Below are 18,931 nucleotides of genomic sequence, written 5' to 3'. Positions count from 1 at the left end.
GGCTTGCCCGCGAAGCGAACACCGCGGTTTTTCAGGCATTACGCGTTATCGTTCTTCGCGGGCAAGCCACGCTCCCACAGGGTCAGCGATTATGGTGGGCCGTCAGAAAGCCCAGTCCGTGTGACAGCGCAATCACCTTCACCCCCGCCGCTCGTTGCTGTTCGGCAATTTCGCGGTGGAATGCCTTGACCTGGGTCCAGTGCATTTTCGGCCGGTAATGATGCTCGGCGTGATAGCCGTTGTTCATCCAGATCAGGTTGTAGAGCACGCTGTAGCTGCTCACGCCCCAGGCAATCGGCAAGTCCGGATTGCCGCCAAAATGCTCGTAATATCCGTTGAGCGAAGACAACGCCTGACCGAAATACCAGAACGGCAACAACAGCAGCACCGCATGCCAGTCGTAGAACGCCAGCGCCACATATGCCGCCACCGTCACATAAATCTCGACCTTGACCCAGCGCGCATCGCTGGGCCGCTTGCGCTGCATTTCTTCGTAGAACGGCTTGGGATCATCGCGGAAAAAGCTGAGAAAAGTGTATGACCAAGGGTTTTCGGGTTGTCCGTCCTTGCCGCGCAGGTAGATCGACAGCGGATCGACGGTCTTGCCATTGGCATCCGGCAGATCGGAGTTGCCACGGTGATGGCGGTTGTGGATGTCGCGGTACAGCGTTTGCGAGAACCCGATAGTCACCGACAGCAACAAGTCGAACGCCCGGTTCATCCAGGCAATGGTGAAGTACGGGTTGTGGATCTGGTTGTGGGAAATGCTGTTGATGCTCCACGACAGGCTGACGGCGTAGACCAGTGCCAGCGGCACGATGGCCCACCACGACAGGTCATGGAAGGCCAGCACCAACCACAAAACAAACGCCAGATGAGCCACCCCGAGCGCAATCGGGACCAAATCCCACAGCGAATAGGCGAGGAAACGATACGCGGGACGAGCCATGAAGCACTCCTGAAAAATTGAGTTCTCCACGGCTATTGCAAACAGCAGACCAAACTTACCTGTAGCAGCTGCCGAACGCAGGCTACGCCAGCTGCTACGGGGATCTGCGCTCAGGTCAATTGAATTTGTAGCTGATCGCCGCCTGTACTTCGCCCTGGTTCACGCGGCCTTCTTGCTTGACGATGGTGCTGTCCGCCGCCGAGTTGGTCAGGTGCTTCCAGCTGGCACTGGTCACCAGCGACCACTTTGCTGCCAGCGGGAACTCGAAGCTCTGGGTCAACGCCACATTCTGCAAGCCGCCACTGGCCTTGTACGGACGGAACTCCGAATCCCGGGCGTCTTTGTTGGAAACGCCAAAGAACGTCTGAGTCTGCCGGCCATCGGCAAAATTCGCGGCCAGTTCGCTACTGCCAATGATCCCCAGCCCCAGCAGATAACCCACTTCCCCGCCCACACGACCGAGCACACCACCCTGGCCGCGATTAGCGCCCACGGTATGGCCGACGAAAGCGAAAATTCGCCAGAAATCAGCCGGGCTGTACTGAACGAAGCCACCGGCCTCGCCCATGGCCGACACATTGTGCAGGCCCCGCAGCGTGCCATTGGAGTTGCGTCCCGGAATGTAGTTGATAAACGGCCCGGCACTGAAACCATTGGCTTTCAAGGCGCTCCAGGTCAAACCGTCGTCGGTGCTGAGGCTGACATCGCCCCAATCCAGATCGAAGTAAGGCACCGGCACGGTTTCATAACGACTACCCGTGGGGTCATAGGGCTGATTGCTCATGCCGAGACCCGCCTCACCGGTAATTCCGGCCGCCTGCGCGGTGGCGCAAAACCCGCCAAGGCCCAGCAAGGCAGCGAATACAGCAGAGGTAATCCTGAACATAGAGCAATTCCTTAGCAGTGCAGGCGCGCATCAACTCCCGGGCCGATTTTCCTGCGCAAGCACTCATGTTGTTTGTAGCGACCTACAAAAATTGTAGCTTCGCGGACACATATCCCGCACAGCATACCTCAGAGCCCCAGCCTATAGGATCTGAAACAACTTGGCACAATCCCTGCTCTACCCCGTTGCAAGCGCAACAGCGCGCCCCTGCCCTATAGGTAATGCAGATGATTGACTGGCATATCGTGTGTGATTTCGACGGGACCATCACCCGCACCGACGTGATCGACAGCATCCTCCAACGTTTCGCCGACCCGAGCTGGGAAGCGATCGAGGACGAGTGGTTGAGCGGTGCTATCGGTTCGCGTGAATGCCTCAGTCGCCAGCTATCGCTGGTCAAGGCAACACCCAACGAACTGCTCGGGTTCTTCGACAGTGTCGAAATCGATGCCGACTTCCCGGACTTTGTCGACCACGTGGTCGGTCTGGGCGCCTCCATCGAAGTGGTCAGTGACGGCATCGAGCAAGGTATTGCGCGGATTCTGGCACGCAACTACGTCAGCCTCCTGCCGATCCTCGCCAACCGCCTGCGTCAGGTCGACCACAACAGCTGGCGCATCGACTTTCCGTATTCGAGCGACGCCTGCCGTGCGGCCTCCGGCAACTGCAAATGCAAGTCCACGCCCAGCAGTAAACGCGTGCTGGTAATCGGCGACGGCCAGTCCGACATGTGCGTGGCGTCCACCGCCGACTTCGTATTCGCCAAGGACCGCCTGGCCGAACATTGCGAACGCAATGGCATTGCCTACGCCCGTTTCGACAGCTTCGCCGAACTTCCGGCCTTGCTGGCCAAACTGCCTGCCGGCAACGCCGCCAACGCCAATGCCTTCGCGCTTGAAACCTCTTCTGAACTCTCGCTACAAAATCAGGAACTCTTCCACCATGTCTGATATCCGAATTGCTACCGCAGAAGACCAGATCCTTCTGGACAAAGAAGCCAAGTACTGCTCCTACGGCGACACCGTTCACTACATCGATCCGCCGCGTATTTTCAGCCGTTGCGAAGGCTCCTACGTCTGGGACACCGAAGATCAGGCTTACCTCGACCTGCAAATGTGGTACTCGGCGGTCAACTTCGGTTACGCCAACCCGCGTCTGAACAACGCTCTGAAACAACAGATCGACACCCTGCCGCAAATCGCCAGCCAGTACCTGCACAAAGGCAAGATCGAGCTGTCGGAAATGATCGCGGTCGACGCCAAGAACAAGTTCGGCCTCGACGGTCGCGTGCACTTCAACGTCGGCGGTTCGCAGTCCATCGAAGACTCGTTGAAAGTGGTCCGTAACGCCACCAACGGCAAGAGCCTGATGTTCGCCTTCGAAGGCGGCTACCACGGCCGTACCCTCGGCGCCTCGTCGATCACCTCGAGCTACCGCTACCGTCGCCGCTACGGTCACTTCGGTGAGCGTGCCAACTTCATCCCGTTCCCGTACCACTTCCGTGGCCCGAAAGGCATGACCAAGGAAGAATACGGCAGCCATTGCGTGCAGCAGTTCGCCCGTCTGTTCGAAACCGAATACAACGGCGTCTGGGACCCTAAAGTCGGCCAGAGCGAATACGCAGCCTTCTACGTCGAGCCAATCCAGGGCACCGGCGGCTACGTGATCCCGCCGATGAACTTCTACAGCGAACTCAAGCAAGTGCTGGATCAGCACGGCATCCTGATGGTCGTCGACGAAATCCAGATGGGTTTCTGGCGTACCGGCAAGCTGTGGTCGATCGAACACTTCGACGTCAAACCGGACGTGATCGTCTTCGGTAAGGCGCTGACCAACGGCCTCAACCCACTGGGCGGTATCTGGGCCCGCGAAGAGCTGATCAACCCTAAGGTGTTCCCGCCAGGTTCGACTCACTCCACCTTCGCTTCCAACCCGCTGGGTACTGCGGTCGGTCTGGAAATGTTCAAGATGACCCACGAAGTCGACTACGGCTCGATGGTCATGGCCAAGGGCAAATACTTCCTGGACGGTTTGCAGGACCTGCAGAAACGCTACCCGATCATCGGCGACGTCGACGGCCTGGGCCTGGCTCTGCGCTGCGAAATCTGCGGTCCGGACGGCTTCACTCCGGACAAGGCCACCCTGGACTTCATGGTTGATGAAGGCATGAAGGGCGACATCGAAATCGACGGCAAGCGTCTGGGCCTGATTCTCGATGTGGGCGGCTACTACAAGAACGTCATCACCCTGGCCCCGTCGCTGGAAATCAGCTACGCGGAAATCGACCTGGGCATCGCCCTGCTCGACCGCCTGCTTGATCGGGCCATGAAACGATGAACGAAACAGAGATCGATCTCGGCGAAGGTAGTACCGGTTTCGTTCTCGGCAGTGGCGAGGTCGCGGTGTTGTTGATCCACGGCCTGACCGGCACCCCGACGGAGTTGCGTCGGGTTGCCATCGGCCTGGCCAAATCGGGTTGCACGGTGTACGTGCCAACCCTGGCCGGGCACTGCGGTGACAACGCCGACCTGCAAGCCACCGGCTGGCAGGACTGGTACGAAGGTGTACGCAAGACATTCGTGGGCATCCGCCAGCGGCACGAACAGGTGTTCGTCGGCGGTCTGTCCATGGGTGCGGTCATGTCCATGTATGTCGCGTCCGAGCATCCAGGACAGGTCGCCGGCCTGCTGATGTATTCAACCACCCTGCGCTACGACGGCTGGAACATCCACAAACTGGCGTTCCTGACCCCCTTGTTGATGAAGATCCCATTCGGCGTGAACATCTGCAGCTTCGAAGAATCGCCGCCCTATGGCATCAAGAACGAGCGTCTGCGGGCGATCGTCGAACGTCAGATGAAGGAAGGCGAAAGCAGCAATGCCGGTCTGTTGACCATGGAAGGCGTGACCGTGCGCGAATTGCACCGGATGAATGCGGTGGTCAAGAAGCGCATGCCGTCGATCAAGACACCCGCCCTGGTACTGCACTCCATCGAGGACGACATCACCAGCCGCTGGAACGCCGATTACGTCGAACGCCATCTTGGCGGCCCGGTCACCAAGGTCATGCTGGACAACTGCTATCACATGATCACCGTCGACCTGGAATACCGACGCGTCGTGGAGTTGAGCGCGGACTTCGTCCAACAACTCTCCATGAAGCCAAGCGAGCGTGAAGAGTATCGACAACTGGCGTAGCTCAAGGACAAGACGTGATTACCGCCCAAGCCTTTTCAACCATCGAGGCGATCGAACGTTGCGCCTGGAATGACTGTTTCCCCGGGGAACTGGAGAACTGGGATTACTATCGGGCCGTTGAACAGGCTGGGGTCACCGACTTCCAGTGGCGTTACCTTGCACTCTATGAAGGCAGTACGCTGATTGCCGCGGCGGCGGCGTTTACCACCCAATACTCGCTCGACACCACGGTGCAGGGCATCGGCAAACGCATCACGCAGCGCTTGCGCCAATGGCTGCCGGGTGTGCTGGATATTCGCTTGTACGCCTTGGGATCGCCAGTGACCGAGCAATGCCACGCAGGCACCGCCAGCCACATCACCGAAGACCAGCGTCCGGCGCTGTTGCGTCAGTTACTGACGTTGGCCCGTAACGATGCCAACCAGGCGGGTATCGGCCTGTTGGCGGTCAAGGATGCACCCAGCCACGATCAACAATGGATTGACGTCTGCCGCAAGGCCGGGCTGCAAACCATGCCCGGTTTACCGAGTGCGATATTGCCGATCGCTTTCGGGTCTCTTGATGCCTACCTCGGCACGCTGGGCAAATCCACCCGCAAGGATTTACGCCGCAAACTTCGGGCCCAGGGTCCGCGGATCGAATGGCGACGTTCGGTCGACGATGTGTTGCCAGAAATGATGCGCTTGTATGAAGCCACCCAGGCACGCAGCGAACTGGAGTTCGAACGACTGTCGGCAGAGTACTTCACCAACATCCTCGAACACCTCGACCAACGCGCCGCGTGCGTGCTGTATTGGGTGGGCGAACAACTGGTAGCGTTCAACCTGGTGTTACTGGATGAACATCGACTGGTGGACAAGTTTTTTGCCCACGACCTGGAACAGACCCGCGAGTACAACCTGTACTTCAGAAGCTGGCTGGCCAATGTCGACTACTGTATTCAACACAAAATCCCGCTGTATGAGTGTGGCCAGGCTGGTTATGCCAGTAAGCTGCGGCTCGGCTGCAAGTTCGAAGGCAATACGTTGTTTTTTCACCACCGTAACGCGCTGCTTAACGCTTTGCTCAAACTCGTGAAACTGTTTGTCCGACCGGATAAGTCCGACCCTGCCATGGCTGCTGCGATAAGCGAAACCTGATGAAACAAGACCGACGCCGTAAAGCCCTGCCCTTCGCCATCTCCCGCTGGAGTGTCCAACGCAAGCTGGTATTGGCGTTCTGGCTGGTCAGCGTGATCCCGACCATGATTGCCGCCGAACTCGCGGCCACCACGCTGTCGGAGATTTTCGATAGTAACGTGCGGATCTGGTTGCAGGAGTCAACCAAGATCGTCGAGGACGAAATCGGCGAGATCGTACGCGACAACACACGGATCGCACGCTTGTTCCTGCGCTTTACCCGGCCACCGTCTGACCGCTCGGCCGCCCGGCGCGACAAGATGACCACCGAAATTGCGGATGCCATGGGCATCGACCTGGTGGCACTGATTCGCCTCAGCGATAACAAAGTTGTGTTCAGCACGGCTGACGAAAACGTCGTCGAACAAATCAGCACCGCCCCCAACGCGGTGCTACAGACCATTCGGGTGGCAGGCACTCCGACTGGCACGGTGGTCTCGACCTTCCGCACCACGCTCGATGGCGTCGACTACCAGATGCTGATAGCGACCTATCTGGACAGCAGCTTCCTGACCAGCGTCGCTGACGTCCACTCCCTGGACCTGCGCCTGTACCTGGCTCAGGGCGATACCTTCTCCGAGATTTTCTCCAGCCAACGCTTCGAGGATCGTCCGGCTCACCTGCCTGACAACATCGAAGAAGCACTGAAGCAGACCAAACAGCCCATCGAGCAATTTACCAACCGCTTCAGCGGGCTCTATCGGCCGATTCTCAACAACAACGGTGAGCTGCAAGGGGTTATCTTCAGCGGCTTGCTGCGCCACAGCAGCCTGGTGGGGCTGGTCAACCAGACCAACCTGTTCCTGGCCATTTTCCTGCTGGGTTCGGCCCTGTCTCTGTGTGTTGGCTGGCTCGTTTCGCAACGCCTGACCCAACCCTTGCGCAATCTCTCCAAAGGCGTGCGAGGGGTCATCGACGGTGATTATCGTCAGCGGATACCGGTCACCGGCAGCGATGAACTGGCCGAACTGAGCAGCACCTTCAACCACATGACCGAGCGCCTGGGCGAATTGCAGCACCTGGAATCGCAACTGCGCCGCCGGGATCGCCTCCACGCGCTGGGTGAAGTGGCCATGGGCCTGGCCCATGAAATCCGCAACCCGCTGGGCATCATCAAAACCGCGACCCAGTTGTTGCACCGTCGCGCCGACCTGCCCGAAACCGACAAGCGGCATCTGGAATACGTGGTCAGCGAGGTCAGCCGGATCAACGACCTGATCACCGAATTCCTCGACTTTGCCAAGCCCAGCGCGCCCATGCGTTCTACCCAACTGGTGCGACCGCTGGTCGATGAGCTGATCGGATTCTGTGCCCCGGAACTGGCGACTCACAACATCGACGCCCGGATCGAAGACAATGCGCCAGCCGCGACCATGCACGCCGATGCCCGGCAACTCAAACAGGCCTGCCTGAACCTGGTGATCAACGCCATTGACGCAATGCCCGATGGCGGTCGCCTGACCCTGGGCATTTCCAGCGACAAGGAGTACACCGTCATCAGTGTTTCCGACACCGGTCAGGGCATCGAGCCGGACATGATCGAGCGTATCTTCACGCCGTTCGTCACCACCAAGGCTTCAGGTACGGGTCTTGGGCTGGCAAAAGTCTTCTCGATCATGGAAAACCATAACGGGCGAATTGAATGCGTCAGCGAAAAAGATGCCGGCGCCACATTCAGCCTGTACATTCCGGCCAACGGTGAAGACGACAGCGACGACGAGGACAGTGATGACGCATAACATTCTGGTAGTCGATGACGAGCCCAAGCTCTGCGACTTGTTGGCGTCCGCCCTGAGCCAGAACGATATCCAGGTGTTCACCGCCAGCAATGGCTTGCACGCGCTCAAGGTGCTGGAACAGGAAGACATTGACCTGGTGATCAGCGACTGGCGCATGCCCGGCATGGACGGGCCGCAGCTACTGGCCGAAATCAAGGTGCGCTTTCCGCAATTGCCGGTGATCGTCATGACGGCCTACAGCACGGTGAAAAACGCCGTGCAGTCGATGCGCAACGGCGCCTTCGACTACATTGCCAAGCCGTTCGACATCGATGAGCTGGACATTACCGTCAGCAAGGCCCTGCAGTTTCGCGAGATTCTCAAAGACAATCAGCGCATGCGCGCCGAGCTTGAGGAGCACGCGCAAATCGACAGCCTGGTGGGCGACAGTCCGACCTTCCGTCGAGTGCTGCAAGCGGTGGATTCGGTGCGCGAAAGCAACGCGACCATCCTGCTCACGGGCGAAAGCGGTACCGGCAAGGAAATGGTCGCGCGGGCCATCCACAAACATGGCAACCGCGCCGACAAACCCTTCATCGCAGTGAACTGTGCAGCGATTCCCGAAGGCTTGCTGGAAAGTGAAATGTTCGGCCATCGCAAAGGCGCCTTCACCGGCGCCGTGGCCGATCGGGTCGGGCGCTTCATGCAGGCCGACAAGGGCACGCTGTTTCTCGATGAGGTTGGCGACATGCCGCTGGCGTTGCAGGCGAAGATTCTGCGTGCCTTGCAAGAGCGCGTGATCGAACCGGTTGGTGATCCGCGTGAACGCAAGGTCGACGTGCGAGTGATCGCTGCCACCAACAAAGACCTGCTGGAAGCGGTGGCCAACAAAGAGTTTCGCGAAGACCTTTACTATCGCCTCAACGTGTTCCCGATCCCCCTGCCTGCCTTGCGTGAACGGGTCGAAGACATCGCCCCATTGGCCCGGCACTTCGCACACACCATGGGCGCCACCGCCGGCAAACGCATCAACGGTTTCAGCCCGGAAGCCTTGCAGGCCATGGCCAGTTATTCGTGGCCGGGAAACATCCGCGAACTGCAAAACTGCGTTGAACGCGCCACCATCGTTGCCTCCGGTGCGGTGATCGAGGAAGACGATCTTCCGGCCTATCTGTTCGCCTCAAGGCGCTCCGGCGACGGCGCCAGCGCGGTCCTCAACGAAAGTACCGGTGTGCCGTCCGACCTAGACGCCGCATTGGCCGAAGTCGAAAAAAACTACATCCTGGCGGCCCTGCAACAAAGCAACGGCGTGCAAGCCGCTGCCGCGCAACTGATCGGTATCTCGGAGCGCAGCTTCTGGTATCGGCTGAAGAAACTGGGGATTCATGTGGACAAAATCGTTCGCTGAGGAGCATTCCCACGCGTAGCGTGGGAGATCTATCGGGTTACTGCCCGTAAACCTTCTGCAACTGTACGTGTGTCAACGCATCTTCAAACGGCACCGGCACCGACTTCACCGCACCGTAGAGATTGCGATAACGCCAATAGCCACCGTTGTTAGCCAACTGATAACCGCGCTCGACCACTCGCTGGCCATCGAGCACATAACGCAAGGTTTCCTGGGCCGCCGCGGGCGGTGTCGGCTGCATCAGGTCGGTGGCCAGAACACGCATCGACTCGTCGATGCATTCGTCGAGCACTGCCGTGACCTTTGCCAGCTCAAGATTACCGTCATCAATGCACTGGCTGCCGTAGCGCCGGATCGGTTGGCTGACCACTTCGATTCGCATGCGATACAACGCCGAACCCGCGATGTCCTGGACCTGCACCTGATTGATCAGCACAAAACTGCTGCGATCAGGGCCGAGCATCAGTTTGGGTTCGATCAACAAACGAGCGGTGACCTGCCCCTCTCCCTGCTTGAGCCCGGCCACTTGGGACGCCTGCTGATAGCGCTGTTGCAGACGCTCTTGCAACGGGACGCCGGCGAGCAAGTCAGCCATCGGTCGCGAATCGTTGAGTGCGGTTTTTTCCGCGTCGCGCTGCAAGCTGCCGCTGCCCATCTGGGTGTTGATCAGGCTGGCGACCAACAAACCGGCAAGCCCCGCGCTGTTGCCAGAGTTGCGCAGCAAATTCTGGCTTGAGGACGCGGCCTTCAGGGCGGCCTTGGAGTCAATCACGGTGCTGGCACCGACAAACTCAGGCGGCAGTTGCACATCGACCTTGAGCCCGTGGACCTGGACGTAGGGAAACGCACCCTGATCCTTGAAACCGGCCTCGGGGGCCGGTTTCTGCGCACAACCAACCAGCATCAGCAGGGCCAGCGCACCGGCCGCCACGATCGGATATTTCATTGCGCGAACGGGGTAATCATTTGTTGGCGGCTGTTGTCCATGGCCTGATAGAAGGCGTTGGACAGGTTGGCGTAGGTCGGCTCATCCCACTCGCCCTGGGCCGCTTGCACAGCGACAAAGGGTTTGAACCACAGCAGCTTGTTGTCCGCCAGATCGATCACCATGCCCTGCCCGCCCACCTGCGCCATCGGTACGCTGGTTGGCACGACGCTGTAGTAGCTGCGGGTGGCGCCGGTGGCGTAGACATTCACCAGCAGCAGTCGATCGACGCCGTAGGTGGCCTTGACCGGCGTCATGTCCCGGGTCATGTAGCCTTCGCGGAATTTGGTTTCCTTGTAAATCTTCAGGTCAACCGGCTCGTTGATCCGCTTGGCTTTGTAGCCCTTGGCCTGCAACTTGGCGACGATCACATCCGGCAAGGTGTTGAGGTCGCGCACTTGCCATTTTTCGACGTTGTCACTGAGCTTGCTGTTAACGCCCTTGTTGATGGCGTAATCGAGAAGCCCCTGATTGCCGGTCAACGCCAGCACCGGCTCCGGCACCACGGTGATCGCCACGCCGATAGTCGGCTCTTTGGCATCCCAGAATTGGCTGTCCAGTGGTACTGGAGGTTGTACGTGGGCACAACCGGTGAGGGTCAGACAGGCGAGCAACGTCAGCGCTGCCCAGGTACGTAGAACGTGAAATGCCATGGATCAAATCCCTATGTTTTAGAACGACGCTGCCTATGTCGGCGGCAACGGCGAAAACAATAGTGGCACATTGATACTTATTTGGCGAAAACACTTTCCGAGGACCGAACGCGCCGGAAAGTTCGAACGATACATCTTCTGCTCAAAGCAGGTTCGGTGCCCGCACCGGATCGATCTGCGCCCAGTGCGAGGTGTCTTCACGATGGGATTGCAGGTACGGCAACACCGCCGCCAGTAACGGCGCCTTGAACGCTTCCTGAAAACGATGGGCCAGCCCTGGAATCAGCTTCAACTGACTGCCCTGGATATGCGCCGCCAGGTGAATGCCATGCATCACCGGCAACAACGGATCGGCGGTGCCATGCACCACCAGAGTCGGCACCCGCAGCTGGTTGAGCAGCGCCACCCGGCTCGGTTCGGCGAGGATCGCCATGATCTGACGTTTCACGCCGTCGGGATTGAACGCCCGGTCGTACGCCACCGCCGCCAGATGCAACAGAACCTGACGATCATCGCTCACCTGCGGACTGCCCAGCGCTGCCAGCAGATCAGCCTGTTGCTCCAGCGCCACCTCACGGTTAGGCGCGCTGCGCCGCGAGAGCAATTGCACCAGCGCCGCATTCGGTGCCGGCAGCCCTTCAGCACCGGAACTGGTCATGATCAGCGTCAGGCTCTCGACCCGCTGCGGCGCCATCGCCGCCATGTGCTGGGCGATCATCCCGCCCATGCTCGCGCCCAGTACATGGAATTGCTCCACGTGCAGCGCATCCATCAGGCCCAGCGCGTCGTCCGCCATGTCGGTCAGGGTGTACGGCGCCGCTACGGGTAAACCGAGTTTGTAGCGCAGCACCTCAAAGGTCAGGTTGGCATTGGCCGGAGCCTGACGCCAGGTCGACAGCCCGACATCGCGATTGTCGTAGCGAATCACCCGAAAGCCTTGCTCGCACAGCGCAACCACCACCTCATCCGGCCAGTGAATCAACTGGCCACCCAGGCCCATCACCAGCAGCAGCGCAGGATCGGACGCACGACCGATGCTCTGGTACGCCAGGCTCACCTGCGCCAGATCGACACGTTCGGTCGGAACATTGACATCGCAGCGCGACGCCGCAAAAGACGGTAGGCCGAACAGCAGTGCGGCCAGAAGAACCGCCGTTGAAAAAAATCGTACCCGCATGAAAAACACCGAAACGCAGAACCCCAGTAGAGCGCGAGTCTGATGAACTTTGTTAAAGCGCGCTGCCACAGTTACGTGACAGTTTGATGAAGGGTGCCGAACGGTCGTATTCAAGACCGAGTTATCGTTCATCGCGAGCAAGCTCGCTCCCACAGGATTTATGTCGGATACAGACTTTGTGTACGACATCGATCAACTGTGGGAGCGAGCTTGCTCGCGATGGCGTCCTACGCCAATTGACTACGCAACTGCGGAGCCGCCGCCACCATGTTAACCAGCGCCGCCTCCGTCTCCGGCCAGGCGCGGGTTTTCAGGCCGCAGTCCGGGTTGACCCACAGCCGTTCGGCCGGGATCCGCTGTACGGCTTTACTCATCAACTTGACCATCTCGGCCGTGTCCGGCACCCGTGGCGAGTGGATGTCGTAGACGCCCGGGCCGATGTCGTTCGGGTAATCGAAGGCCTTGAAGGCTTCCAGCAATTCCATGTCCGAACGCGAGGTTTCGATAGTGATCACGTCCGCGTCCATGGCAGCGATGGACTGGATCACGTCATTGAACTCGCTGTAGCACATGTGGGTGTGGATCTGGGTTTCATCGCGCACACCAGACGCGCTCAAGCGGAACGCCTCCACCGCCCAGTCCAGATACTCCTGCCATTGCGCCCGGCGCAACGGCAAGCCTTCGCGGAACGCCGCTTCGTCGATCTGGACGATTTTGATTCCGGCCCGCTCCAGGTCGACCACCTCGTCACGCAGGGCCAGCGCCAACTGTTGCGCCTGAACTTTGCGCGAGACATCTTCACGCGGGAACGACCACATCAACATCGTCACCGGACCGGTCAACATGCCCTTCATGACCTTGTCGGTCAGGCCCTGGGCGTAAGTGATCCAGTCGACGGTCATGGCCTTCGGACGGCTCAGGTCGCCGTAGATGATCGCCGGTTTCACACAGCGTGAACCGTAGCTCTGAACCCAGCCGAAATGGGTGAACAGATAGCCGTCGAGTTGCTCGGCAAAGTATTCGACCATGTCGTTGCGCTCGGCTTCACCGTGCACCAGCACATCGAGACCCAGGCGCTCCTGAATTTGCACCGCGTGGCGGATTTCGCTGTGCATCGCGTCGGTGTAATCGCTGACCGAAAGCTTGCCCTGCTTGAACGACTGGCGCGCCAGACGGATCGATGCGGTCTGCGGGAATGAGCCGATGGTAGTGGTCGGGAAGGCCGGCAGTTTCAGGCGCGCACGTTGCAACTCGATACGCCGGGCAAACGCTGAGTGACGCTGGCTGTCGGTGTCGCGAATGGCCAGGATGCGCGCCTGCACCTCGGCTTTATGGATGCGTGGCGATTGCACACGGCTGGCCTGCACGGCGCGGCTGTGTGCCAATGCGGCTTTAACCTTCAGCGACTGAGGATCGTTCAGCGCGTCACGCAGCACGGCGATTTCACCGCACTTCTGCACGGCGAACGCCAGCCAGCTCTTCAGCTCGGCGTCGAGTTGATCTTCGCGATCCAGGTCCACCGGGCTGTGCAGCAGCGAGCACGAACTGCTGACCCACAGGTTGTCGCCGTAGCGCTCTTGCGCCGGTTTCAGCTGTGCCAGCGCCTGTTCCAGCTCGCAACGCCAGACGTTGCGACCGTTGACCAGGCCCACCGACAACACTTTATAGGTTGGCAGACGATCGAGTACCTGGCCCAGTTGCTCCGGCGCTCGTACCGCGTCGATGTGCAAGCCGTCCACCGGCAGGCTCACGGCCAGCCCGAGGTTGTCTTCCAGACCACTGAAGTAGGTGGCCACGAGTTTCTTCAACGGTGAATATTGAAGGATGTGGTAGGCGCGCTCGAAAGCGTTTTTCCAGGCTTGCGGCAGGTCGAGGGTCAGGATCGGTTCATCGATCTGCACCCATTCCACACCTTGCGCCTTGAGGCGATTGAGGATCTCGCCGTAGAGCGGCAGCAGGCGCTCGAGCAGGTCGAGTTTGTCGAAGTCGTTGCCTTTTGCTTTACCCAGCCACAGGTAAGTCAGCGGGCCGATGATCACTGGTTTGACGGTGTACCCGAGGGCGTGGGCTTCATCGACTTCGTCGAACAGTTGCTCCCAGCTCAATTTGAACGACTGGTCAGCGCGCAATTCCGGGACCAGGTAGTGGTAGTTGGTGTCGAACCACTTGGTCAGTTCCTGCGCATATTGCGCCTTCGCCGGCTCACCACCGCAGCACGCCGCGCTGGCGCCACGCGCCATGGCGAACAAGGTGTCGAGGGTCGGCAGGCCTCGGGCATCCCTGGCACTGTCGAAGCGCTCGGGGATCACGCCGAAAGTCAGCGAGTGCGTCAGCACCTGGTCATACCAGGCGAAGTCACCCACAGGCAGCAGGTCAATGCCGGCGTCTTTCTGCAATTGCCAGTGCCTGGCCCGCAACTCGCGGCCGACGGTTTGCAACCCGGCCTGATCGAGATCGCCCTTCCAATAGGATTCCAGGGCTTTTTTCAGTTCGCGGTCAGCGCCGATGCGTGGAAAACCGAGTGTGTGGGCCAAGGCCATGGCATATGTTCTCCGAAGTAAAAGATGGCCCTATTGTCGACAGCCAACCCAACATGAGACAAACTCAACCTTTTCGTGTTGATCACAAAATTTACTCATGGAGACCCCGGTGCTCGAAATCCGTCACCTGAAGACCCTGCACGCCTTGCGCGAAGCCGACAGTCTGGTCGAAGCCGCCGAACGTCTGCACCTGACCCAATCCGCCCTGTCCCACCAATTCAAAGAGCTGGAAGAGCGCATGGGCATGCCGCTGTTCGTGCGCAAAACCAAACCGGTGCGCTTCACCAGCGCCGGTCTGCGCCTGCTGCAACTGGCCGACGCCACCCTGCCGCTGCTGCGCGGAGCCGAACGTGACATCGCACGATTGGCCGGTGGCACCGCCGGACGGCTGCACATGGCGATCGAATGCCACAGCTGCTTTCAGTGGCTGATGCCGACCATCGACCAGTTCCGCGATGCCTGGCCGGAAGTCGAACTGGACCTGGCGTCGGGCTTCTCCTTCGCCCCGCTGCCGGCCCTGGCCCGCGGCGACCTGGACCTGGTGGTAACGTCCGACCCATTGGAGCTGGCCGGGATCACCTATGTGCCCTTATTCACCTACGAAGCGATGCTCGCGGTGGCCAATCAGCATCGGTTGGCGAGCAAGCCCTACATCGTCCCGGAAGATCTGCTCAGCGAAACCCTGATCACCTACCCGGTGGAACGCGATCGACTGGACATCTTCACCCGTTTCCTGGAGCCGGCCGACATCGAACCGGCGCAGGTTCGTACTTCGGAACTGACGGTGATGATGATGCAATTGGTGGCCAGCGGCCGTGGTGTGTGCGGCATGCCGCATTGGGCGCTGCACGAGTACAGCTCACGGGGTTACGTGAAGGCCAAGCGGCTGGGAGAGAAAGGATTGTTTGCCACGCTGTACGCCGGGATCCGCGCCGACATGCTCGACGCGCCGTACATGCGCGACTTCCTGCTGACGGCCAAGGACACCTCGTTCTCGACCCTGGATGGGGTCAGCGCGGTGCGCTGAAACACATGGATCGAGCAACACCGATCAAACGTGGGAGCGAGCTTGCTCGCGATGGTGGCGGCACATCCAGCATTGATGCGACTGACACACCGCTATCGCGAGCAAGCTCGCTCCCACAGGTAATCGCATTGGTTTCAAATCTCGCGCCACATGTGGATCTTGTCGAAATAATCTTCGCCAACCCGCACCGCCAATGGTTCGAGCCCGAATTGCACGAAACCACAGCGCTGATACAGCTTGAACGCAGCGGCGTTGCCAGCAGTGACGGTCAGTTGAATCAGCTTCAACCCCGGCCGTCCTCGCGCCTCCTCGAACAGCGCCTGAACCAGCTCATAACCCAGCCCGCGCTGTCTGACCGTGCCTGACACGTACATGCCAAACAACGTTGCCTTGTGCCGGGCTTTTTCCCGTGCCTCGAAGGCCAGGCCGACAATGCCCACCAGTTCGCCCTTCTCAAACGCACCGAGCAGCAGGTCCAGCGGGCTGGTCAATCGAGACTCCCACCAGCTCAACGGCATCACCGCGCGCTCGCGGACACTGGAGGTGAACGCCTGCGGATGGCGGTCATAGGCCTCAAGCATCAGCGCCCGGTAAGCGAGCGCATGGCTGGCATCGAGTCGTTGGATCGCCATGTTATTCAGGCCATACGCCGTGGTTCAGCCATCAGTCGCACCGCCAGGCCAACCAGCACGAAGCCCATGAAATAACGCTGAGCCGCCAGCCAGGTCGGGTTGTTGACGAACCACGAAGCAATTCCGGCAGCAAACAGTGCGATCAACAGATTGACGGTAAAACTCACACTGATCTGAGTCAGGCCCAGGGCAATACTTTGGGTGAACACCGAACCGTGTTCCGGGCTGATGAACTGCGGGAACACCGAGAGATAGAACACTGCGATTTTCGGGTTCAGCGCGCTGGTGAAAAAACCCATGAGCATCAGTTTGCGAGACGAGTCCGGTGGTAGTTGCTGAGCTTCAAAGGGCGAGCGCGCGCCCGGTTTGACTGCCTGCCAGGCCATCCACAGCAAGTACAGGGCACCGGCCCACTTGAGCGCCTCGTAAGCCATCGGCACCGCCATGAACACTGCGGTCAGACCTGCCGCCGCAGCAAACAGATGCACGAAAAAACCCGCGACCACCCCGAGCAACGAGGTCACGCCTGCCTTGCGTCCCTGGCAGATCGAACGGGAGATCAGGTAGATCATGTTCGGTCCCGGTGTCAGCACCAGCAGCAGCGAAGCAGCCGCAAAAATCAACAGATCGTGGGTTGGAATCATGACGCAATCCTTGTCGTTGAAAGGGTCAGGCCGGAGCCTTCAGGGAGGTTCGATAAAACGGCAGGATCAGGTCCCGTGTCAATGGCGCCAGCATCACATCAACCACGTTGTGCGGATCAATCCACAGCAGCTCTTCGATTTCCGCCGCCGCAGAGACATGTTGCTGGATATCCAGCTGAAAAACCTCGGCCTCGACCACGAACCCCGGCTCATTGGCTGCCGGGGCTGAAAACTTGCCCAGATAGCTCGCTTGAGTGGTATCGATGAGCAAACCCAGTTCTTCTTCCAGTTCGCGGGCCAGCGCATCGACCGGTTTCTCGCAGGCTTCGATCTTGCCACCCGGCTGCATGAAGGCCTGGGTCCCGCGCTTGCGCACCAGCAGGGTTCGGCCGTCCGGGCCGATCAACAGGGCGGCGGCAATGCGGATAATGCGCGGTGAAGCAGAAGATGAAAGCGTCATGGATCAGCGATAGCCTTGGACAAAAAAGCCAAGGATCACATGAGCGCAGGTGCCCAGTCACGTCGAAAAGACCACCGCGGTTTCCGGCTCCTTGGGCATACTGACAAATACACTGTACCTGGCGCCCTCCATCGCTTCGAAGGCGATGAGTTTTTCCACCAGCGGGCCGTTGAGCACCTTGCCTGCATTGAGCAATAGCATCCCGTTGTCGGCATTGAGGTTGCGCGCCAGCACCATGCCGGCCGCCAGGTCGCGAGTGGTCATTACCTTGACCGTCGGATCGCCGAGCGTGACATCACGCAGGTACGTGGCGCAGACCTGAACGAAATCCTCCACCAGTTCCGGGTCGTAGAAACGCCCACTGTATTTGCGGATAAACAGCAGCGCTTCATCACTGTTCATTTGGCGCTCAAGGATCAGCCCGCGCTGCAATTCGATGAAATCCACGGCCAGCTTCAACAGGCGCGAACCCAAGGGGATCGCCTCCCCCTTGAGGCGGTCGGGAAACCCGCTGCCGTCCCAGCGTTCCTGGTGGTGCAGAATCAGGCGTGCGGCATCTTTCATCGGATCAAGGGTCATCAACAGCGATTCGCTCTGTTTCGGATAACCGCGATACAACTCCCGTTCGGTGTGATGCAACAGGTCCGCAGGGGTCGTCATCATGCTGTCGGTCCAGCTCAACTTGCCGATGTTGTAAAGCGCCGCGGCCATGGTCAGGTCTCGGCTGCTGGCCTCGTCCAGCCCATGGGTCTGGCAGTAGATACGCACCAGATCGATGATTTGCCGGTTGGTTTGCTTGGCGGCGGGCAGACGCAGGTTGGCCAACAGCGAAAACACCTCGGTACCGGTGACATAGCTGTGCTTGAGTTCTTCGTAGGCCAGATCGAGCATGTCGGCGGTCTGTTGCAGTTCGGCGGTGCGTGCCACGACATGTTTTTCCAGGGTCGCGTTGAGTAGCTTCAACTCCTCGTTCCGATCCCACACCAACTGCACCAGTCGCAACCGCTCGCGCTCGGAGTGTTGATACTCCAGGGACTGACGCAACGTCAGTAGCATTTCCTCGTCGCTCCAGGGTTTGCTGATGTAACGGTGGATCTTCCCCTCATTGATTGCCTTGATGATCATCGACAGGTCGGCATACCCGGTCAGCAGGATGCGTACGGTGTCGGGATACCGCTCGTGGATATGCGCCAGCAGGGTCGCACCGTCCATGCCAGGCATGCGTGCATCGGTCATCACCAGATCAACCGATTGCTTCTCCATGATCTCCAGCGCCTGGGCGCCGCTTGCGGCCAGCAGCACTTCATAGGGTTGGCCGCGCAACAACCGGCGCAGGCTATTGAGGATCGATTCCTCGTCATCAACCAGCAGCACTCGGGGTTTAAGCAGCTCATCCATGGCATTACCTCATCTGAAACAGCCCAATCGTTTTGTGAGCGCCCAAGGAATTTTCCCCTACTCCATGGGCCTGAACTAC

17 protein-coding genes are annotated in these 18,931 nt (G+C 59.5%); 7 read left to right on the top strand and 10 right to left on the bottom strand.

Features of this window, described 5'->3' with window-relative positions; translation table 11 throughout:
• Nucleotides 1-82: 82 nt before the first annotated feature.
• Nucleotides 83-949 (bottom strand): fatty acid desaturase family protein, encoded by an 867-nt coding sequence (locus tag AC1RKH_RS16085; RefSeq protein ID WP_493063018.1) that lies wholly within the window; start codon nucleotides 947-949, stop codon nucleotides 83-85.
• A gap of 115 nt (nucleotides 950-1,064) precedes the next feature.
• Nucleotides 1,065-1,835: a MipA/OmpV family protein gene (locus AC1RKH_RS16080; protein WP_493063017.1), complete on the bottom strand. Its 771-nt coding sequence runs from the start codon at nucleotides 1,833-1,835 to the stop codon at nucleotides 1,065-1,067.
• A 227-nt stretch (nucleotides 1,836-2,062) separates the two neighbouring features.
• On the opposite strand from AC1RKH_RS16080, the gene AC1RKH_RS16075 reads away from it, so the two are divergent.
• From AC1RKH_RS16075 to AC1RKH_RS16050, 6 genes are read left to right on the top strand one after another with little or no spacing between them, the layout of a single operon-like run.
• Nucleotides 2,063-2,785, top strand: coding sequence for an MtnX-like HAD-IB family phosphatase (locus tag AC1RKH_RS16075; protein WP_493063016.1), 723 nt, complete (start codon nucleotides 2,063-2,065; stop codon nucleotides 2,783-2,785).
• Nucleotides 2,778-4,172, top strand: coding sequence for an aspartate aminotransferase family protein (locus AC1RKH_RS16070; RefSeq protein ID WP_123425165.1), 1,395 nt, complete (start codon nucleotides 2,778-2,780; stop codon nucleotides 4,170-4,172). Before AC1RKH_RS16075 ends, AC1RKH_RS16070 begins: the two co-directional genes overlap by 8 nt.
• On the top strand, nucleotides 4,169-5,032 hold the full coding sequence (locus tag AC1RKH_RS16065) for an alpha/beta hydrolase (protein ID WP_493063015.1): 864 nt from the start codon (nucleotides 4,169-4,171) through the stop codon (nucleotides 5,030-5,032). The genes AC1RKH_RS16070 and AC1RKH_RS16065 overlap by 4 nt, the downstream gene beginning before the upstream one ends.
• Before the next feature lie 14 nt (nucleotides 5,033-5,046).
• Nucleotides 5,047-6,171: a GNAT family N-acetyltransferase gene (locus tag AC1RKH_RS16060; RefSeq protein ID WP_493063014.1), complete on the top strand. Its 1,125-nt coding sequence runs from the start codon at nucleotides 5,047-5,049 to the stop codon at nucleotides 6,169-6,171.
• Nucleotides 6,171-7,949, top strand: coding sequence for a sensor histidine kinase (locus AC1RKH_RS16055; RefSeq protein ID WP_493063013.1), 1,779 nt, complete (start codon nucleotides 6,171-6,173; stop codon nucleotides 7,947-7,949). The genes AC1RKH_RS16060 and AC1RKH_RS16055 overlap by 1 nt, the downstream gene beginning before the upstream one ends.
• Nucleotides 7,939-9,336, top strand: coding sequence for a sigma-54-dependent transcriptional regulator (locus AC1RKH_RS16050; RefSeq protein ID WP_493063012.1), 1,398 nt, complete (start codon nucleotides 7,939-7,941; stop codon nucleotides 9,334-9,336). The genes AC1RKH_RS16055 and AC1RKH_RS16050 overlap by 11 nt, the downstream gene beginning before the upstream one ends.
• Before the next feature lie 37 nt (nucleotides 9,337-9,373).
• Here the strand turns inward: AC1RKH_RS16050 and AC1RKH_RS16045 are convergent, their stop codons facing one another.
• The 4 genes from AC1RKH_RS16045 to metE all read right to left on the bottom strand — a co-directional run bounded on the left by AC1RKH_RS16045 (nucleotide 9,374) and on the right by metE (nucleotide 14,691).
• Complete coding sequence (locus tag AC1RKH_RS16045) at nucleotides 9,374-10,282, bottom strand: hypothetical protein (protein WP_493063011.1); 909 nt, start codon at nucleotides 10,280-10,282, stop codon at nucleotides 9,374-9,376.
• The gene (locus tag AC1RKH_RS16040) at nucleotides 10,279-10,974 is read right to left on the bottom strand and encodes a hypothetical protein (protein ID WP_493063010.1); all 696 of its coding nucleotides are present in this window, start codon (nucleotides 10,972-10,974) and stop codon (nucleotides 10,279-10,281) included. The genes AC1RKH_RS16045 and AC1RKH_RS16040 overlap by 4 nt, the downstream gene beginning before the upstream one ends.
• A gap of 142 nt (nucleotides 10,975-11,116) precedes the next feature.
• On the bottom strand, nucleotides 11,117-12,151 hold the full coding sequence (locus AC1RKH_RS16035) for an alpha/beta fold hydrolase (protein ID WP_123425160.1): 1,035 nt from the start codon (nucleotides 12,149-12,151) through the stop codon (nucleotides 11,117-11,119).
• Between the two features lie 227 nt (nucleotides 12,152-12,378).
• Nucleotides 12,379-14,691, bottom strand: coding sequence for a 5-methyltetrahydropteroyltriglutamate--homocysteine S-methyltransferase (metE, locus tag AC1RKH_RS16030; protein WP_493063009.1), 2,313 nt, complete (start codon nucleotides 14,689-14,691; stop codon nucleotides 12,379-12,381).
• A gap of 109 nt (nucleotides 14,692-14,800) precedes the next feature.
• Between metE and metR the strand changes: the two genes are divergently transcribed.
• Entirely contained in the window at nucleotides 14,801-15,718 is a 918-nt protein-coding gene (gene metR, locus AC1RKH_RS16025) for a transcriptional regulator MetR (RefSeq protein ID WP_103400858.1), read from the top strand.
• Between the two features lie 134 nt (nucleotides 15,719-15,852).
• On the opposite strand, the gene AC1RKH_RS16020 is transcribed toward metR, so the two are convergent.
• From AC1RKH_RS16020 to nosR, 4 genes are read right to left on the bottom strand one after another with little or no spacing between them, the layout of a single operon-like run.
• Entirely contained in the window at nucleotides 15,853-16,350 is a 498-nt protein-coding gene (locus AC1RKH_RS16020) for a GNAT family N-acetyltransferase (RefSeq protein ID WP_493063008.1), read from the bottom strand.
• 5 nt (nucleotides 16,351-16,355) lie between these two features.
• Nucleotides 16,356-16,994 carry a LysE family translocator gene (locus AC1RKH_RS16015; RefSeq protein WP_493063007.1) on the bottom strand — a complete coding sequence of 213 codons (639 nt, stop codon included), beginning with the start codon at nucleotides 16,992-16,994 and terminating at the stop codon, nucleotides 16,356-16,358.
• A 25-nt stretch (nucleotides 16,995-17,019) separates the two neighbouring features.
• The gene (locus tag AC1RKH_RS16010; RefSeq protein WP_493063006.1) at nucleotides 17,020-17,454 is read right to left on the bottom strand and encodes an NUDIX hydrolase; all 435 of its coding nucleotides are present in this window, start codon (nucleotides 17,452-17,454) and stop codon (nucleotides 17,020-17,022) included.
• 57 nt (nucleotides 17,455-17,511) lie between these two features.
• On the bottom strand, nucleotides 17,512-18,852 hold the full coding sequence (nosR, locus tag AC1RKH_RS16005; RefSeq protein WP_493063005.1) for a response regulator c-di-GMP phosphodiesterase, NosR family: 1,341 nt from the start codon (nucleotides 18,850-18,852) through the stop codon (nucleotides 17,512-17,514).
• Nucleotides 18,853-18,931: the final 79 nt, after the last annotated feature.

The organism is Pseudomonas sp. GW822-FHT06B12 (assembly GCF_058799675.1).
This window is presented reverse-complemented; position numbering and strand designations above follow the sequence as displayed.

Excerpts from the sequence above, each read along its gene's own strand:
- AC1RKH_RS16085 (WP_493063018.1), bottom strand. The coding sequence starts at position 949 with ATGGCTCGTCCCGCGTATCGTTTCCTCGCCTATTCGCTGTGGGATTTG.
- AC1RKH_RS16080 (WP_493063017.1), bottom strand. The coding sequence starts at position 1,835 with ATGTTCAGGATTACCTCTGCTGTATTCGCTGCCTTGCTGGGCCTTGGC.
- AC1RKH_RS16015 (WP_493063007.1), bottom strand. The coding sequence starts at position 16,994 with ATGATTCCAACCCACGATCTGTTGATTTTTGCGGCTGCTTCGCTGCTG.
- AC1RKH_RS16040 (WP_493063010.1), bottom strand. The coding sequence starts at position 10,974 with ATGGCATTTCACGTTCTACGTACCTGGGCAGCGCTGACGTTGCTCGCC.
- AC1RKH_RS16055 (WP_493063013.1), top strand. The coding sequence starts at position 6,171 with ATGAAACAAGACCGACGCCGTAAAGCCCTGCCCTTCGCCATCTCCCGC.
- AC1RKH_RS16020 (WP_493063008.1), bottom strand. The coding sequence starts at position 16,350 with ATGGCGATCCAACGACTCGATGCCAGCCATGCGCTCGCTTACCGGGCG.
- nosR (WP_493063005.1), bottom strand. The coding sequence starts at position 18,852 with ATGGATGAGCTGCTTAAACCCCGAGTGCTGCTGGTTGATGACGAGGAA.
- AC1RKH_RS16010 (WP_493063006.1), bottom strand. The coding sequence starts at position 17,454 with ATGACGCTTTCATCTTCTGCTTCACCGCGCATTATCCGCATTGCCGCC.
- AC1RKH_RS16035 (WP_123425160.1), bottom strand. The coding sequence starts at position 12,151 with ATGCGGGTACGATTTTTTTCAACGGCGGTTCTTCTGGCCGCACTGCTG.
- AC1RKH_RS16050 (WP_493063012.1), top strand. The coding sequence starts at position 7,939 with ATGACGCATAACATTCTGGTAGTCGATGACGAGCCCAAGCTCTGCGAC.
- metE (WP_493063009.1), bottom strand. The coding sequence starts at position 14,691 with ATGGCCTTGGCCCACACACTCGGTTTTCCACGCATCGGCGCTGACCGC.
- AC1RKH_RS16075 (WP_493063016.1), top strand. The coding sequence starts at position 2,063 with ATGATTGACTGGCATATCGTGTGTGATTTCGACGGGACCATCACCCGC.
- AC1RKH_RS16065 (WP_493063015.1), top strand. The coding sequence starts at position 4,169 with ATGAACGAAACAGAGATCGATCTCGGCGAAGGTAGTACCGGTTTCGTT.
- AC1RKH_RS16070 (WP_123425165.1), top strand. The coding sequence starts at position 2,778 with ATGTCTGATATCCGAATTGCTACCGCAGAAGACCAGATCCTTCTGGAC.
- AC1RKH_RS16045 (WP_493063011.1), bottom strand. The coding sequence starts at position 10,282 with ATGAAATATCCGATCGTGGCGGCCGGTGCGCTGGCCCTGCTGATGCTG.